General features: G+C 45.2%; 14 protein-coding genes and 2 pseudogenes. 3 read left to right on the forward strand and 13 right to left on the reverse strand.

Annotation, left to right across the window (positions count from 1 at the left end; translation table 11 throughout):
• Positions 1-91 precede the first annotated feature (91 nt).
• The 10 genes from prpF to CSH92_RS09475 all read right to left on the reverse strand — a co-directional run bounded on the left by prpF (position 92) and on the right by CSH92_RS09475 (position 11,586).
• On the reverse strand, positions 92-1,276 hold the full coding sequence (prpF, locus tag CSH92_RS09430) for a 2-methylaconitate cis-trans isomerase PrpF (protein WP_100657338.1): 1,185 nt from the start codon (positions 1,274-1,276) through the stop codon (positions 92-94).
• Between the two features lie 2 nt (positions 1,277-1,278).
• Entirely contained in the window at positions 1,279-3,876 is a 2,598-nt protein-coding gene (acnD, locus tag CSH92_RS09435; protein ID WP_100657339.1) for a Fe/S-dependent 2-methylisocitrate dehydratase AcnD, read from the reverse strand.
• Between the two features lie 5 nt (positions 3,877-3,881).
• Positions 3,882-5,006, reverse strand: a complete 1,125-nt coding sequence (prpC, locus tag CSH92_RS09440) for a bifunctional 2-methylcitrate synthase/citrate synthase (RefSeq protein ID WP_100657340.1) — start codon at positions 5,004-5,006, stop codon at positions 3,882-3,884.
• A 39-nt stretch (positions 5,007-5,045) separates the two neighbouring features.
• Positions 5,046-5,921, reverse strand: a complete 876-nt coding sequence (gene prpB / locus CSH92_RS09445; RefSeq protein ID WP_100657341.1) for a methylisocitrate lyase — start codon at positions 5,919-5,921, stop codon at positions 5,046-5,048.
• Between the two features lie 8 nt (positions 5,922-5,929).
• Entirely contained in the window at positions 5,930-6,586 is a 657-nt protein-coding gene (locus tag CSH92_RS09450) for a GntR family transcriptional regulator (protein ID WP_100657342.1), read from the reverse strand.
• 266 nt (positions 6,587-6,852) lie between these two features.
• On the reverse strand, positions 6,853-7,980 hold the full coding sequence (locus CSH92_RS09455) for an alpha/beta hydrolase family protein (protein WP_100657343.1): 1,128 nt from the start codon (positions 7,978-7,980) through the stop codon (positions 6,853-6,855).
• A 104-nt stretch (positions 7,981-8,084) separates the two neighbouring features.
• Positions 8,085-8,417: a zinc ribbon domain-containing protein YjdM gene (locus CSH92_RS09460; RefSeq protein WP_100657344.1), complete on the reverse strand. Its 333-nt coding sequence runs from the start codon at positions 8,415-8,417 to the stop codon at positions 8,085-8,087.
• A gap of 70 nt (positions 8,418-8,487) precedes the next feature.
• Complete coding sequence (locus CSH92_RS09465; RefSeq protein WP_100657345.1) at positions 8,488-8,634, reverse strand: DUF2256 domain-containing protein; 147 nt, start codon at positions 8,632-8,634, stop codon at positions 8,488-8,490.
• The gene (locus tag CSH92_RS09470; RefSeq protein ID WP_100657346.1) at positions 8,621-10,159 is read right to left on the reverse strand and encodes a cryptochrome/photolyase family protein; all 1,539 of its coding nucleotides are present in this window, start codon (positions 10,157-10,159) and stop codon (positions 8,621-8,623) included. Before CSH92_RS09470 ends, CSH92_RS09465 begins: the two co-directional genes overlap by 14 nt.
• Positions 10,160-10,161: 2 nt before the next feature.
• The gene (locus CSH92_RS09475; RefSeq protein ID WP_100657347.1) at positions 10,162-11,586 is read right to left on the reverse strand and encodes a cryptochrome/photolyase family protein; all 1,425 of its coding nucleotides are present in this window, start codon (positions 11,584-11,586) and stop codon (positions 10,162-10,164) included.
• 114 nt (positions 11,587-11,700) lie between these two features.
• On the opposite strand from CSH92_RS09475, the gene CSH92_RS09480 reads away from it, so the two are divergent.
• Complete coding sequence (locus CSH92_RS09480; protein WP_100657348.1) at positions 11,701-13,002, forward strand: DASH family cryptochrome; 1,302 nt, start codon at positions 11,701-11,703, stop codon at positions 13,000-13,002.
• Positions 12,993-14,516 (forward strand): annotated as a pseudogene (locus CSH92_RS09485) (FAD-binding domain-containing protein). The gene CSH92_RS09480 and the pseudogene CSH92_RS09485 overlap by 10 nt, the downstream one beginning before the upstream one ends.
• 133 nt (positions 14,517-14,649) lie before the next feature.
• Here CSH92_RS09485 and CSH92_RS09490 read toward each other — a convergent pair.
• Positions 14,650-14,904: pseudogene (locus CSH92_RS09490) on the reverse strand (hypothetical protein); the annotation flags it as partial.
• Between the two features lie 168 nt (positions 14,905-15,072).
• On the opposite strand from CSH92_RS09490, the gene fabA reads away from it, so the two are divergent.
• The gene (gene fabA, locus CSH92_RS09495) at positions 15,073-15,594 is read left to right on the forward strand and encodes a bifunctional 3-hydroxydecanoyl-ACP dehydratase/trans-2-decenoyl-ACP isomerase (protein WP_100657349.1); all 522 of its coding nucleotides are present in this window, start codon (positions 15,073-15,075) and stop codon (positions 15,592-15,594) included.
• 63 nt (positions 15,595-15,657) lie between these two features.
• Here the strand turns inward: fabA and rmf are convergent, their stop codons facing one another.
• Positions 15,658-15,831 carry a ribosome modulation factor gene (gene rmf, locus CSH92_RS09500; protein ID WP_100641438.1) on the reverse strand — a complete coding sequence of 58 codons (174 nt, stop codon included), beginning with the start codon at positions 15,829-15,831 and terminating at the stop codon, positions 15,658-15,660.
• Between the two features lie 311 nt (positions 15,832-16,142).
• A complete protein-coding gene (locus CSH92_RS09505; RefSeq protein WP_100657350.1) occupies positions 16,143-17,849 on the reverse strand; it encodes a DUF3466 family protein in 1,707 nt (568 codons plus the stop codon).

Consider the following 17,849-nt stretch of genomic DNA (forward strand, 5'->3'; position numbering starts at 1 on the left):
GACTGTCATTGGATATGATAACTAGAACACGAACGTATGCGTTAAAATGATAAATCGAGGTTTAGCCAAGACTAAACCTCCTTACATGATCTTACAGCGGGACAAAAACATTCCCTTCCATTAGCCTTCTTGCGCTACGGCTCATTATGGCTTTTTTTATCGTCCATTGACCTTCAATTTGCTCTGCCGCAGCACCTACTTTTAAGGTACCTGAAGGATGACCGAAAGTAACACTCTCGCGCCCTACTCCGCCGGACGCAAGGTTTACCAAGGTACCCGGTATTGCCGCTGCTGCACCTATAGCAACTGCCGCAGTTCCCATCATAGCATGATGCAATTTGCCCATAGATAAGGCGCGTACATTGACGTCGATATCAGCCGCTGCAACTTCACTACCACTGGAAGCTGTGTAGTCTTGTGGGGGCGCTACGAACGCTAGCTTAGGCGTGTGTTGGCGAGCTTGAGCTTCACTCAAGTCACTGATCAAGCCCATAGCAACTGCGCCTTCAGCACGCAGGGTCTCTAGCTTAACTAAGAGTTGAGGATCCTCATTGATCGCTGGCTGTAATTCAGTACCGCTAAAACCAAGCGCATCAGCATTTACAAACACGGTCGGAATACCCGCGTTGATCAATGTTGCTTGCACGTCTCCATAAACAGACGACTTGATAATATCGGTGACATTACCCGTGGGAAATAAAGCACCTTCACCGTCTGCAGGATCAAGAAATTCAACCACGACCTCAGCAGCTGGAAAAGTGACACCATCAAGTTCAAAGTCACCGGTTTCCTGTACTTCGCCATTTATTACCGGTACATGAGCAATGATTGTCTTCTTTATGTTTACCTGCCAGATCCGCACAATCACTGTACCCGTGCCCTTTGAAGAGAGCAGCGGATCCTCAACCATCCCTTTGCTAATCGCAAATGCACCTACAGCAGCAGTCAAGTTGCCACAATTTCCACTCCAATCGACAAAGGGCTTATCTATTGAAACCTGACCGAATAAATAATCTACATCATGCGAGGCAGAATAACTTTTACTGAGTAATACGGTTTTACTTGTGCTCGATGTTGCTCCACCCATACCATCAGTATGCTTACCGTACGGATCAGGACTGCCAATTACGCGCAATAATAGGGCATCGCGCTCTGGTCCCGGCTGTTGTGCAAACTCCGGTAAGTCGTCAATGCTGAAAAACACCCCTTTACTTGTCCCTCCACGCATATACGTGGCAGGGACTGCTTGCTGAGGGCGAAACACTTGATTACTCATAATCAGGCCTCTTCCGCCGCTAAGAAGTCCTTGGCAAATCGTTGCAAGACACCGCCAGCTTCGTAAATAGATACTTCTTCAGCGGTATCTAAACGACATTTAACCTCAGCAACATCAATATCACCATTAGCACGATTTATGGTTAACTTGAGGAGCGCGCCTGGCGCTATATCACCAGTTACATCGAAGGTTTCGCTACCTTTGATTGCCAGCGTATTGCGATCGGTACCTGCTAAAAATTCAAGCGGTAAGACACCCATTCCGATTAAATTAGTGCGGTGAATACGTTCAAAGCCTTCCGCCACAATCACTTCGACTCCAGCTAAACGAACTCCTTTCGCCGCCCAATCACGCGAAGATCCTTGCCCATAATCAGCACCTGCTATGATGATCAGCGGTTGTTTACGCTCCATATAGGTTTCAATAGCTTCCCACATGCGCATGACTTTACCGTCTGGCTCAACACGTGCAAGAGAGCCCTCAATTACCGCACCGCTCTCATCGCGCACCATCTCGTTGCGTAGGCGCGGATTCGCAAAAGTTGCTCGTTGCGCAGTTAAGTGATCACCGCGGTGAGTGGCATAACTATTAAAATCTTCCTCAGGTAAGCCCATTTTAGCGAGATATTCGCCCGCTGCACTGTCTGGCATAATTGCATTTGACGGTGATAAATGGTCGGTGGTGATGTTATCGCCCAATACCGCCAAAGGCCTTAGCTTCGCTAACGCCCGTTCGCCTGCCAGCGCACCTTCCCAATACGGTGGGCGACGAATATAGGTACTTTGCGGACGCCAATCATACAGAGGATTGTTATCTTCGCCATAATCAACACGCAAATCGAACATTGGGTTATAAACCCTTCTAAACTGTTCAGGCTTTACACTTTGCGCAATGACTGCATCAATTTCTTGATCACTTGGCCAGATATCAGCTAAACGCACTTCGTTACCATGTTGATCAAGACCCAAGACATCCTTTTCTATGTCAAAACGAATTGTTCCCGCGATAGCGTAGGCTACAACTAAAGGAGGAGATGCAAGGAATGCCTGTTTAGCATATGGATGGATACGTCCGTCGAAGTTCCGATTACCCGAAAGTACAGCGGTCGCGTAAAGATCCCTACGCTTTATTTCGTCAACAATCTCTGGTTTCAAAGCGCCACTCATACCGTTACACGATGTACAAGCGAAGGCTACGATACCAAAGCCAAGTTGCTCCAATTCAGGCAATAACTTTGCTTCTTCGAGATACAATTGAACTGCTTTAGAACCTGGCGCCAGCGAAGTTTTTACCCACGGTTTACGTGTTAAACCCTTAGCATTAGCGTTGCGCGCAATCAAACCCGCAGCAATCATATTGCGCGGATTACTAGTGTTCGTGCAGCTCGTAATCGCCGCGATAATAGTTGCACCATCGGGCATTTCGCCATTCTGCGGTGTATCAGTTGCTGCGGATATACCTTTGACTTTTAGATCAGCGGTAGACACTCGACTGTGCGGATTTGAAGGACCGGCAATATTGCGTACTACCGTCGATAAATCAAAATGCAATACACGCTCATATTCTGCGGTAGCGAGAGCATCGGCCCACAAACCTGTGTGTTTGGCGTACTGTTCAACTAAAGCAACCTGCTCGTCTTCACGCCCCGTTAGGCGCAAATAATCAATCGTATGCTGATCAATGTAAAACATAGCTGCACTGGCACCGTATTCTGGCGTCATATTAGAGATAGTCGCTCGATCGCCTAGGGTCAAGTGCTTAGTCCCTTCACCGTAAAACTCTAGGTAGGTTGAAACTACTTTGGCCTTACGTAAAAACTCAGTCAATGCCAAAACAATGTCTGTGGCAGTAATCCCCGGCGCTGGTTTACCTACTAATTCAACGCCTACAATATCAGGTAGGCGCATATATGATGCACGCCCCAACATTACACTTTCAGCCTCAAGCCCACCAACACCTAATGCGATAACACCCAAAGCATCGACCATTGGGGTATGACTATCGGTACCCACTAGGGTATCAGGGAAGGCAACGCCATCCCGGTTCTGGATCACCGGTGACATGCGCTCAAGGTTGATTTGGTGCAAGATCCCATTCCCTTGTGGGATCACATCAATATTTTTAAACGCTGTTTTGGTCCAGTTAATAAAATGGAATCGGTCTTCGTTACGACGATCCTCTATTGCGCGGTTCTTTTCAAACGCGTCTTTTTCGTAACCGGCATGTTCAACCGCCAATGAATGGTCAACAACTAATTGTGTCGGTACCACTGGGTTAACTTTGGCAGGATCGCCACCTTTAGCGGCTATGGCATCGCGTAAGCCGGCAAGGTCAACCAATGCAGTTTGTCCAAGAATATCGTGACAAACAACACGGGCTGGAAACCATGGAAAATCCAGATCACGTTTGCGCTCAATAATTTGTTCCAGTGACGCTATTAAATTCTCAGGAGGACAACGGCGCACCAAATTTTCGGCGAGTATGCGTGATGTATACGGCAACTTTTCGTAGGCCCCAGGTTGTATTGCATTGACCGCTTCACGGGTGTCAAAGAAATCAATTTCAGCACCGGGTAAAGGTTTTCTGTAATCGTGATTCATATAATTTACCCACGTTGCTCAATCGGTACCACCGGACGTAATTCTTCACCGGTATACTCAGCAGACGGACGAATAATTCGGTTATCAGCACGTTGCTCCATAACGTGAGCTGCCCAACCGGTGAGGCGCGACATTACGAAAATTGGGGTGAACAATTTGGTTGGTATCCCCATGAAGTTATAGGCCGACGCGTGGAAGAAATCAGCATTGCAGAATAGTTTCTTCTCTCGCCACATCACTTCTTCGCAGCGCACTGAAACCGGATAAAGTACTGTGTCACCAACATCATCAGCCAGTTTTTCAGACCACTGCTTAATAATCTCATTACGTGGATCACTTTCAGAGTAAATCGCATGACCAAAGCCCATGATCTTTTCTTTGCGCGCTAGCATGCCCATCATTTCTTCTTCCGCGTGCTCGGCAGAAGTGAAACGTTCGATCATTTCCATCGCCGCTTCGTTCGCACCGCCATGCAAAGGACCACGCAGTGAACCAATAGCGCCGGTCACACAGCTGTGCATATCGGATAATGTTGACGCGCACACGCGAGCAGTAAAAGTCGATGCATTAAACTCATGTTCAGCGTATAAAATTAGTGATACGTGCATCACTTTCTCGTGTAATGCACTTGGAGCTTTACCGTGTAACAAATGAAGGAAATGCGCGCCAATCGAATCATCTGAAGTTTCCACGTCGATGCGCACACCATCGTGAGAAAAACGGTACCAATAACAAATGATACTCGGGAAACACGCTAGCATGCGATCAGTCACTTGTTGCTGTTGCTCAAAACTGTGCTCCATTTCCAAGTTTCCTAGCATTGAACAACCGGTTCTTAAAACATCCATTGGATGTGCATCTGCAGGGATCCGTTCAAGCACATCTTTCAATGCTTGGGGCAATCCACGCATGGACTTTAGGCGAGCTTTGTAGTCATTTAACTCTGCTTGTGTGGGCAAGTGTCCTTTTAAAATTAAATACGCGACTTCCTCAAATTGGCATTTATCTGCGAGATCTTTAACGTCATATCCTCGATAAGTAAGCCCTGAGCCAGATTTACCAACAGTTGATAGCGCAGTTTTACCAGCGACCTGACCGCGCAAACCTGCGCCACTTAATACTTTTGCCATTACTAATATTCTCCGAATAAGATACGGGTTAAAGGTTAATTATTTGCTTGAGTCAGCGAAAAGCGAATCCAGCTTTTGCTCATAATCGTGGTAGCCCAAGTAATCATAAAGCTTCATTCGAGTTTGCATCATATCGACCACAGCTTTTTGATCGCCATCCCTTAGAATAGCTTCATATACGGTTTCTGCCGCTTTATTCATAGCTCTGAATGCACTCAATGGATAAAGCACCATGGCAGCACCCCATTCCCCAAGTTCTTTTGCATTCCATAGTTCAGTCTTACCGAATTCCGTAATATTCGCCAAAACAGGCACATCAAGCGCGTCAGCAAAGGCGCGGTAATGTTCTTCGGTTTGAATAGCTTCTGCGAAAATACCATCTGCACCAGCGGCTACGTAGGCCTTCGCCCGCTCAATAGCAGCTTCCAATCCTTCTTGGGCAAATGCGTCAGTACGCGCCATAATGAAGAAGTCTGGGTCAGTGCGCGCATCTACGGCCGCTTTTATGCGGTCAACCATCTCTGCGGTAGAGACTATGGCTTTATTAGGACGATGGCCACAGCGCTTTTGCGCGACTTGGTCTTCCATATGTACAGCGGCCGCCCCCGCTTTTTGCATGTCTTTTATCGTTTTCGCAATATTGAACGCGCCACCCCACCCCGTATCGATGTCCACTAGTAACGGTAGGTTACATGCTGCCGTGATGCGCTGTACATCAACGAGGACATCATTTAATGACGTCATGCCTAGATCTGGCAGACCATAAGAAGCGTTAGCCACACCACCACCAGATAAATAAATAGCTTGATGTCCAATCTGCTCTGCCATCATCGCTGCATACGCATTAATGGTTCCAACGATCTGTAATGGATGATTCTTTGCGAGTGCCTCGCGAAAACGTTTACCTGGACTCATAGTCGCCTCTAATTTTGTTGAAGTTTAAATTCGATGTTATTGCGTGAGTATAGAATGTGCCTACGCATCAGCATTTCGGCGAGTTCTTCATCACGATGTTGAATGGCATTAACAATCTGTTGATGCTCAGTAAATGCAGTCGATACTCTGGGGCCGGCCATACCCAATTGAACGCGATACATGCGCACAAGATGATAAATTCCGTTGACTAACATTTGGATCAATTGTTGGTTTTTGCTGCCTTGAACGATGCGATAATGGAAGTCAACGTCACCAGCTTCCTGATAATAGGATTGACCGTCTTTGACACTGGTCGCATGCTTATCTAACAATCCTTGCAGCTCTTCGACTTCGTTCTCTGTCATGTTACGCGCCGCTAGTCGAGCAGCCATACCTTCAAGTGATTCACGCACCTGATAGAGTTCAATCAAGCCTTCAACCGACAATGACACAACACGTGCACCAACGTTTGCTTTACGCTCAATCAAATGGCACGAGGCTAGACGATTAATTGCTTCACGCACCACTGCACGACTGACCTGATAGGTCGCCGCAAGCTCGGCTTCGCTGAGTTTACAGCCAGCTGCGATCACACCTTCCACAATGTCTTTGCGTAATTGGTAAAACAATTTATCAGACGATGTTACGGCGAGCTCTTGTTGCATTAAGAATTACCAGACACTCAATATTGTCGACAATTTTAGCCTAATTGAAAATTTAATCCACCCATAAAGCCTACATTGTCGACAATAATGTGGAATTCCAAGGAATTATGAAGAACAGAATAGAGAAAATTTTTAAATGTAAATGCAGGTATTCTGTGCTTTTGGGCACGAATGCATTGCGCTATTGGGAAGTGTTATTGAGAGGAAATGCCAGACTAAAGTATTATCCTCATTAAACCTAGTCAGACCTGAATATGAATACTCTGCTACCGACGTTGATACTCGAACAGCTGCCTATCGATATTCCCGCCTTGCATTTCAGTGCCAGTCGCTAACATGTTAAACGCTGACGTGTCAGAGCGAAGGTAAGCATTGAGGAATAACAATTCCCAGTTATCGCGATCCTCCCATGAGCCACCCTCAAATATATGCGGTTGATCGACAAGTTCAATCACATAACGAGGACCAGACAGTTGCTGCATTGCAGGAAGGATAGACTCTTTAGTCGTCACAGTGTCATCGGTACCAAAAAATGCCAGTGTCGGTACTGATACGTTCTGCAAACTCGAATTATTTTTGCCAAATGCAAAAACGTCTTCTCCTTCAAAGTTACCGCCAGTCCAAGGAGCTGCAGCTACGATCGCTTTAACCCGAGAATCTTTAACAGAGGAAGCATTCCCTGAAATATCAGCGCCCGCTAAAGCCAGCGCGGTAAAGCCGCCATAACTATGACAGCTTACGGCGATGTTGTTAGCGTCGACGTGTTGACCAAACTCACGACTATCAACAATTGAGTCTATTACGGCTTTTGTGAACAAGGGACGTAAAAACCCAATGTGATCATTGTCGCCGAATAATCTGGAGAACCGATTATCACCATAAAAAATCACTGCGACGATGTAACCATGGCTGGCAATGCTGTTAGCGTGCTGAATATCATAAATGCCATGCGCTGTAGCGCCGTGAGCTAAAACAACCAATGGATAGCGGGCGTCACTATCTGCAAACAATGGTTGCTCACCTGGCCCAAGCATGTAGATAAACGCCCCATACGCAGAGTTTTGATACGGGAATTGGTACGAATTATTAGTGAGACCACTCACAGTAGGATACGTGATGAACGCGGTTACCGGCACAGTGTCTTCGCTCTCAGTTGCGTACATATCTTCTCGGTCTGGGATGGTCACATCCACAGTCCACGCGGCGTCAGGATGCTTTAAAATGTCAGTTAGATAGCGCTGTGATCCGTACCAAGTGCGTTTACCGCTAAGATAGGTCTCCATTTCTTCGCTGTCGAGCGCTTGATAATTTTCAGAGACGATCAAATTCGTTGATGCTACTGGATGTGGGCCAGCTGATAATGGCTGTAATTCTCTGGCTTTAAGCTCGCTCATATAGGATCCCAGCATATTCATAAACACGATAAGGAAAAATGTCTTGGTTAAATTTATATACACACTTTTCCCCTTCTCGCACTTAGTCTGCCAGTTGAGTGTATTCAGGCCTTTTTAACGAATTGAGATTTCAACATCATGGCACCCATTCCATCCACCTTACAGTCAATATCGTGATCGCCATCAACAATGCGATTAATTTTAGCTTTGGTGCCAATTTTAATCACGCTAGACGAACCTTTGACCTTTAGGTCTTTGATTAATGTAACGCTATCCCCTTCATGCAAGGTATTGCCTACTGCGTCTTTACGGCTCGGTGCATTTTCTTCAGCATCATTTACTTGCCATTCATGCCCGCACTCGGGGCAAACCAACAATGCTTGGTCTTGATACGTATATTCGGATTGACATTGCGGGCATGGGGGTAACGTAGACATTCAAAAGCTCTCTGCTAGAAAACTGTAATATTACCACTCTTTTTTGCAGCTCTTAAGGCCAAGTTTACTATTATCTATTGTTTAATTTATTTCTGTCTCCAGCGCACCTTTTTGAACAATATTTAACTTCTTGCCAGTTTTTTTCCCATTTTTTGCGCCAACTAAAAGGGCGATGACAGACTGGACAAAGTTTTGATGGTAAATCAGACTTTTTCATTTTTAGATAACTTACTTAAAAACACCTCAGCGTCGTCGCGCATCGCGGCAACTGTATTCTGATCCATTTTACTGAGTGTGCTAAAGATCATCCCCATGCGCCCGTTGTCTTCTAAGCGTTCTTTATTGCGCACGATAAAATCCCAGTACAGGTAATTAAAGGGGCACGCTTGATGACCCGTTTTTTCTTTCACATTGTAGTGGCAGTTCTTGCAGTAGTCTGACATCTTATTGATATAGCTTCCGCTAGCCGCGTAAGGCTTGCTCGCCAAATTTCCGCCATCTGCATATAAAATCATGCTTGAAACGTTGGGTAACTCTACCCATTCATAAGCATCCGCATAAACCAGCAAGTACCATTCGTTAACGTCTTTGGGGTCAAGACCGGCGATCAATGCAAAGTTACCCAGCACCATCAACCGTTGAATATGGTGTGCATAAGCGTTGGCTTTAGTTTCATTGATACATTGCTGCAAGCAATTCATATCGGTATTACCCGACCAGTAAAACTCGGGTAATTTACGGCGGGCGTACAATTGATTTCGACTTGATAACTCGGGCATGTAGTGCCAATAAAACCCCCTAATATACTCTCGCCAACCGATAATCTGGCGCATGAAACCTTCGACACTATTAATCGGAGCTTGGCCGGCATGGTAGGCCTCTAATGCTGCCTCAATCACTTCCTCGACGTGCAATAATCCACAATTCAAGTAAAAACTGATGTGCGAGTGGAATAACCACGGTTGACCACTCACCATGGCATCTTGATATTGTCCAAAATTGGGTAAACGCTCGTCAATAAAGGAGTTCAGCACCTTTAATGCCTGGTCACGCGTAACCGCAAAAGCAAAATTTTCTAAACTTCCGAAGTGATCAGCAAACTCATTACTAACCAAATCGATCACCTGAGCGGTGATTTCATCGTGCGCGAAAGTACTGCGCTTTGGAACGTTAATATCGCTTGGCATTGGCTCGCGGTTTTGGTGATCAAAGTTCCATTTCCCCCCGATAGGTTTACCCTTTTCCAGCAAATATCCGGTACGCTTACGTACTTCGCGATAAAAGTACTCCATCCGCAATTCCTTGCGCCCCTCGGCCCACTCTGAAAAGAAATTCTGTGGCATCAAAAATCTATTATCTTCACGTACCTCAACGTCGACTTTGAGTTCACCCTGCCAGGTTTTGATATCCTCCAGCAGTCTAAATTCACCCGGTTGAGCAATAACCACTTTGTCGAAACTAGACTTAGCAAGCAGCCATTTTACTTGAGCTTTAATACTGCCTTGATTGTCATCGTGCAGATAATCGATGTAATGCACGTTTATGTCATTTTCTTCCAACGCTGCTGCAAAATGACGCATGGCCGAGAACAGAAAGGCTATCTTCTGTTTGTGGTGTTTAACGTAAGTCGCTTCCTCTTTGACTTCAGCCATGAGTATTACGTCAGAAGACTTATCCAAGTCTTCTAAACTGCTCATGGACATTGACAGCTGGTCACCTAGTACGACTCGTAATACTGACATAACTAGCCCTTTACTTTTTCATAGGCATCTAGTGCACGCTGGCGTGATGCTTTTAGGTCAACAATGGGCTTGGGATAATCCTTGCCTAAAGTGATATTTGCCTCGGCTAAAACCTTCTCAGGCGCTTCCCAAGGCTTGTGGATGTATTTATTCGGCATACTACTAAGCTCAGGACAATAGGATCGTACGTATTCCCCCTGTTTATCAAATTTCTCTCCCTGCAATACCGGATTAAAGATCCGAAAGTATGGCGCAGCGTCAGCCCCTGAGCCCGCCACCCACTGCCAACTCGCAGTATTCGATGCGAGGTCGGCATCAACTAAGCAATCCCAGAACCACGCTTCGCCTTTGCGCCAGTCTTGCAATAAATTTTTGACGAGGAATGATCCTACTACCATACGCACACGATTATGCATGTAGCCGGTTTGCCAAAGTTCGCGCATGCCTGCATCTATTATCGGAATACCCGTTTGCCCGCGTTGCCACGCCAGCAACGCTTCTTTCTCATCATTCCAAGGAAATTTGTCGAATTTTTCATTAAAATTAGTCTGCGTAATCTCAGGCCAGTGGTAGAGCAAATAGTAGCTAAACTCACGCCAGCCTAATTCAGATAGATACGTATCAATAGATTCGTTATCACGTCCACCAAATTTATCAAGGATGGCGTACCACACTTGATTCGGCGATATTTCACCAAAACGCAAGTGCGGCGATAGCCGAGATGTGCCAACAACCGAAGGAATGTCTCTGTCAGATTTATACTGCCTCGCAGCGTCGCTAATAAATCGTTGCAGTTTTGTTGCTGCGCCCTCTTCGCCCGGTGTCCAGTGCTTGGAAAAATCATCAGCCCACGGGAGCGTGGGTAGCAAATTAAGAGCATCTAGCTCTAAACTTTCCACGTCATTATCTAAGTAAGTAATCCTTTCTGGACTGGGTAAAGGATAGCGCGGTGAATCAGCATTTAGACAGCCTTTGCGGTAGTACGGTGTGAATACCTTGTACGCGCCACCGTCTTGCTTGGATATTGTCATGGGCTCCCAGAGAAGGGATCCATTAAAGCTTTTCGCGCTAATCCCAGAGGCCTTCAAACGCCCCTTAATTTGCTGGTCACGCTGCCTTTGCCAAGGCTGATAGCAGCGATTCCATACTACATTTTCAGCTTCACACTCGGTGGCAAGTTCGTGCAGGATCGTAGCTGGATCACCGCGACGAATAATCAGATGTTGGTTTAAGCGGCTTCTTAGTTTATCCAGTGAATGGTGTAACCACCATTGGCTCGCAGCGCCTAAGTCTCGGCGGTCCTCAGTGCGATCATCGACTATGTAAACCGGTACTATCTTGCCCTGTTCAACCGCCCAAGAGAGCGCCGGATTATCTTTTACTCTTAAGTCCTGCCGAAACCATACGATCGTGGTAGCAACCGTCATACTTCACCCTAATTAATTCTATTTGCTGCAGTTAAATACTCCTTCACAAAGTTTTTCGATCCATAGTTCATAAATTTCGCTATTGATTGTGTAGTAATTGTATTGGGGTCTGTTATGAGCGCAACACGAGGGCTTTATATCTTTCGCAATGACTTGCGACTGAGCGACAATCCATCCTTAAAAGCCACCTGTGAAAAAGTCGACGAACTTTTATTGGTCTATGTAGTTGAAGAGCGCTGGTTCGCACCCAATCAATTTGGGTTGGTAGCGCTTGGCCAACATCGACAACGTTTTTTAATGGAAAGTTTAAGTGATCTCGCTACCCGACTAGGAGAACATGGACAAAATCTTTGGGTTATTCAAGGTGACTTCACTACTGTCTACGAAACCCTAATACAAGCTTATCAACCACACGTTGTCGGCATGGCTGAGTGCTGTGGCGTTTACGAGCAAAAACAATCTAATAGTATCGCTTATTTTGCAGAGAAAGCTGGTGCAAAGCTAATCTCAGACACCGCGGAATGTTTATTTGACCGGCCAGAATTGCCGTTTGATTTAAGCGATATGCCGAATGTTTTCTCGCCATTTAGACGTAAGATAGAACAGAATCTTACGCCAAAAGGCCCAACTACGACGCTCAGTAAAGTCCCGCCCATTTCAATTGCGGCTGATGACTGTTTAGCCATGTTTACTAATGTTGCGCTTGATTCAACTCACTCAAGTCAGGAGCACCGCCACACTTACCCCAAGTTAAAAGGTGGTGAAACCGCCGCACAACAGCAACTGAATTTTTATACTTTCGAGTCAGACCTTATTGCTACCTATAAAGAAACGCGTAATGGCTTGGATGGTTGGGAATTTTCTTCCAAATTATCAGCGTGGTTAGCGCTCGGCTGTCTATCTCCCCGTCAAGCTTATGCTAAGATCTGTGAGTACGAAGCCAATGTTTGTGCAAACCAATCAACCTATTGGATGTATTTTGAATTACTTTGGCGCGAATTTTTCCATTGGCAAGCCTATAAGCACGAAGATTTACTGTTTAAATTTGCTGGCATTCAGCAACGCTCACCCTCTACTGAGCACAATCAGGATAAATTTAAACGCTGGCAAAACGGTGAAACAGGCTTCGGAATAGTCGACGCTTGCATGCGTCAATTGACCACCATCGGATTCATGTCTAATCGCGGGCGCCAGTTAGTTGCTAGTTGTTTTGTCCATGAACTTGGCTTGGATTGGCGTTATGGTGCGGCCTTTTTTGAACAAGAACTTATAGACTATGATGTCGCGAGTAACTGGGGAAATTGGCAATATCTGGCTGGGGTGGGTAGCGATCCAAGAGGCCATAGACAGTTCAATCTTGAAAAGCAAACCCAACAATACGACCCAGACGGTTCATTTCGGCGCCAATGGCTGTAAGCAATAAACCACCACAGATAGTTTGGTTCAAGCGGAATTTGCGCTTGCGAGACCATGCCCCGCTTGCTAGGGCATGCAGCAATCAGTGTCCCGCCATTCTACTGTACATATTCGAACCAATGTTATTGGACGATCCGCACTACGATAAACGACATTGGCAGTTTGTTTGGCAGTCTATACAAGACCTTAATGAGCAATTAGCAGAACGGGATTGTCAGATCTTAGTGGCACTCGGCGAAGTGCAAAACGTGCTCTCTTACTTATTAACACAAACTGGCTTCGACAAATTAATCAGTCACGAAGAGGTTGGCATAGATAAAACCTTTCAACGTGACCGTGCCCTCCAACAATGGTGTCAGGAAAATGGTGTTGATTGGCAAGAGTTTGCAGATGCCGGGATCATTCGAGGTCTCACGCATAGAAAAAATTGGCTTAGCGCTTGGCGCCTATTTATGCAACAAGAAGTCTGTGACCCAGAACTAGCCAGCGTTAACCCGTACGATTTGCGCTCTTTGCATAATGATAGTTACCTCGATACTCCGTTAATTAATCTTACTAATATTGACGTTTCTGAATTATTTAGTGAGTTATCAAAAAAAAGCATGAACAGACAGCCTGGAGGCGAAAAACGCGCATGGCATGTGCTTAGAGACTTCTTAAAGGCGCGTGGTGAATTCTATCAAAAACATATTTCTAAGCCTGCTCTTGCGCGGATTGCTTGTTCTCGTTTATCTCCGTACTTAGCATGGGGAAATATCAGTAGTCGACAGGTCTACCAAACCATTCAGCGATCGCAAACGATCAAACATTGGAGTGGCGTAAAACGCGCCTTTCTTTCGCGCATACAATGGCGCAGCCACTTTATTCAGAAGTTTGAGTCTGAGTGTCGCATGGAATTCGCACCGGTTAATCGGGGCTATGATCACTATCCATATTCAGAATCAAATACGGAATATATGCGCGCATGGAAAAGTGGTAATACTGGTTTACCAATGATTGATGCATGCATGCGCGCTGTTTGTAAGACCGGATACTTAAACTTTCGCATGCGTGCAATGTTAGTGAGCTTTTTAACTCACCATATGAATATGAATTGACAAACAGGGGCTCACCACCTAGCCCGGCAATTTTTAGACTTTGAACCTGGTATCCATTACCCTCAATTTCAAATGCAAGCCGGAATAACCGGTACCAATACAATTCGATTGTATAACCCTATTAAACAATCAATGGAACATGATCCAGACGGCGAATTTATACGTGCTTGGGTTCCAGAACTCAGCCTAGTGCCTTCTCCACTTATTCACACCCCATGGCATTTAACCCCAATGGAACAGGCGATCTATCAAATAGAACTAGGAAAAGACTACCCTTATCCAATCGTTGACCCTGACAAAACTGCTCGCGCTGCGCGGGATAGGCTATGGAAGTTTAGAGAACGCGACGATGTTAAAAACGAGGCAAATAGAATACTCCAGCGACACAGCGTGCCTAATTCATCTGCAACAAGGTAACAGCGTTGATACGATTTATTTACGAGACCTTTTTAACTGCTCCGTCGGTTGATAGTGCATTTGTATGCGCAGGATTTTTTTCAGGCCCTGAGTTTTCCACCGATTGATCGTTCGCGTTTATATCGTCAGCAGGTTCATGGTCTTTCAACCATTTAGTCAACAAACCAATTTGCCCGCATTTGTATGCAGCATAGGTAAGACGTAAAGCATTAGATAACACTTCACTATCACTCCAATGGGTTATCTGACTGATTTGTTTATAACTATGCATTGCCTGCGGAGTGATGTAGCCCCGGACTAATTTTTTACCCTGGGCCTTTTGCCGTTCTCGAAAACGCTTTTGTTTAAGCGCATTGGCTGAGGGTGATTTTTTCTTTATGGTTTTCATCGCTTTAGTCAAAGATAAACTCCGGTATTTAGCACATAATTAGTGTAGCATAACCTGTTATGTAAAGGTTATGCGTTACCACAACTTAATAAAATTCACTGTTCAGAGTTGTTTAGCGTACAAGTGTTCGCTAAATTACGCGCAAGTTAACAGAAGCAATGAGAATTTATGTCTTTAACCACCCAAAATAGTTTTACCCGAGAAGAGCTTTTAGCCTGTAGTCAAGGCAAGTTATTTGGCCCAGGAAATAGCCAACTACCCGCCCCAAACATGTTAATGATGGATAGGATCGTCTCCATTACTGAAGATGGTGGCAGTGCTGGAAAGGGAGAAATTATTGCGGAACTCGATATTACCCCTGATCTATGGTTCTTTGATTGTCATTTTCCTGGTGATCCAGTAATGCCTGGCTGCCTCGGTCTAGATGCAATGTGGCAACTAGTTGGATTTTTCCTTGGTTGGAGTGGTGGTCCAGGTAAAGGCCGAGCATTGGGTGTAGGAGAAGTTAAATTCACCGGTCAGATATTGCCTAGCGCCAAGAAAGTTACCTATCACATAGATATGAAACGTGTGGTCAAGCGTAAACTATTTATGGGCTTGGGTGATGGTATTGTTAAAGTTGATGGAAGAGAAATTTACTCTGCCAAAGACCTTAAAGTTGGATTGTTCCAAGATACTAGCAACTTTTAACTCGCTGTTATGCAAAAACCCCGCATTGCGGGGTTTTTTTAGATTCTTAATTGATTTTTCGATTTAGCGGCTGAACCCTAAATTTCTATCCTCAACGGCCTCTCTCCATCCTCCTAACCATTGCGACCTGGCATCTGAGGTCTGGAATGGGCATAACTCTTTAGAACGGCCAGTGATACCTGCTTGGTACCCTTTTGCATGTGCACGTGTCAATTTATCTCTTTTTTGTCTTTTCATTGAGTTACCTCTGTTGAATTGATCGTTTGTGTGGTGAAAAACGAGATAGGAATCTGCCGCATTATTTTTGTTTTTCACCCACATTATTAGAGATAGTGGATCAAGGCATTTGGTTCAAGGTAATTTAATCACATCACCTCTTGACAAACGATAAATTGATGAAACATTTATGAATTTTTTATTACAATAAATCGTTATATAAATTCTTTAATTTGACGCGTACAGGTATATAACGTCGTTGCCGTCATAGCTTCGGTAACGATATAAAAAAGCCGCACATTGTGCGGCCCTTATTATTAGTGGTTAAGCGGCTATGAAAGCTTTTTTCGACGCCAAAAGACCATACCCAATAAGCCCAGTAAAACTGCTGGATAAGTGCTAGCACCTTTTCTTTCAATAGGCTCCTCGATAAGCTGGCAATCGTCAATCTGACCATTAGCAATCGGTACGAGCTTAACCGCATAAACCGTATCTTCAATTACCGTGTTACCATTTTCATCAAGGAAAGTTTCACCTCGGATGTTTTTCCCTTCTTGTCTGATCCTGGCGTTGGCAATTATCTCGTTGTTGTCATTAATATCGACCGCATCTACTAGTGTATATGGGCTATCACACTCAAGTAGAGTGTTTAGGTTAACTAAACTGTCGTTAGCAACATCGTACATAAATGCATTCTTTTCGCGAACTTGCTCTGCCGATGCTTCAATTTCACTTTCACCCACAATAATATTGTTGTTGTTAATGGCTCGTGGAGTTGTACCCGCGCTTGCGAAAAAGCCGCGTGGATAACTGGCTTCCTGTGTAGCAAGATCGTAAACAAACATGGTCGCTCGTGAGACACCGTTAGACTCACGAGTCACAGTACCAACTATATAGTCATCGTTGATCAAAGTGGCACTACTGAGCTGACTTTCTTCCCGTGGTAGTAGCTCAGTAACCACTCCATCTGCAAACGTAACGGCAACGATTTCTGCCTCAACTTGCCCAAACGAAGCACCAGGGCGTGTGATCGAAACGCCGTCACCCGTCATCGAGTCACCCACAGCAATGCCGGCGTTGTTAATGTCATAAGCTCGGCTGACGTAACTAAATGTATTGTCTGCTTCCGGTTCGAAAATAAGTCCGTAGGCGGTGGTATCTATTACTTCACCAGCAGAGTTCAACTGCCAAACGTGAGCTCTAGTTTGGGCTGCACGGCGCAGTACATCTGCCAAGCCACCACCACTTTCACGTAAATTTCTTAGGCAAAGCGCTTCTGGAATATCGCCGCGAGTGTCTTCATCCGCGCAACTCTCAATCAATGAGACTGAATTTTCTGACAATGATGTCGCACCAAAACCAACAACTTGCAGATTATCGTTAATCGCAACCGCTTCACTGTAGCCACCCAATCTAGTTTCAACCGATAACAGCGGTGTTGTTACTCCATTGAAGTCTACAAATCCTCGCTCTATATGCTCATTCAAGACAAAGGTGATCTGCTCATCACTGTCATTGATATAATCAAGCTTACTGTAAGGACCCACGCCACGGCCAACACTGATCCCACCTTCAATGGCATCTCGCACTATCGCATTTGCACTTTGCGTATAGTCTTTGAAAGTGTCGGTAACAATATCAAAGCCTGGGATAAGTATGCTGTCAACGCCGTCAGTGCGATAACTGCGATACTGTGCCAGACGCTGCAAAACAACACTATTTGCAGAACGCGCTTGGATAAGGATATTGACCACAGTGGTTAAATCTGCGGTGTTAAAATTACCCGCTTTTGCAGCATCTACATCGGTTAATGCGGCGACTAAGGTTTCACTTTCGAAATCTAATAAACTAACGTCTACAGGTGGATTAAATTCACCGCGCACCGTGACATACATATTGCCATCATTAGTAATTGCCTGAGCAAAATGATTAACCGCGATTGCATCTAGCGGTAAAGGCTCAATGCGGTACTGAGCTGCTTCAGCGAGACTAACTGACAGTGCCATTGCAGATGCAAAAGCAAGTTTGGAAAACTTCAT

Source organism: Neoalteromonas flava (assembly GCF_002807685.1).
In the GTDB taxonomy this organism is placed as follows: domain Bacteria; phylum Pseudomonadota; class Gammaproteobacteria; order Enterobacterales; family Alteromonadaceae; genus Alteromonas_E; species Alteromonas_E flava.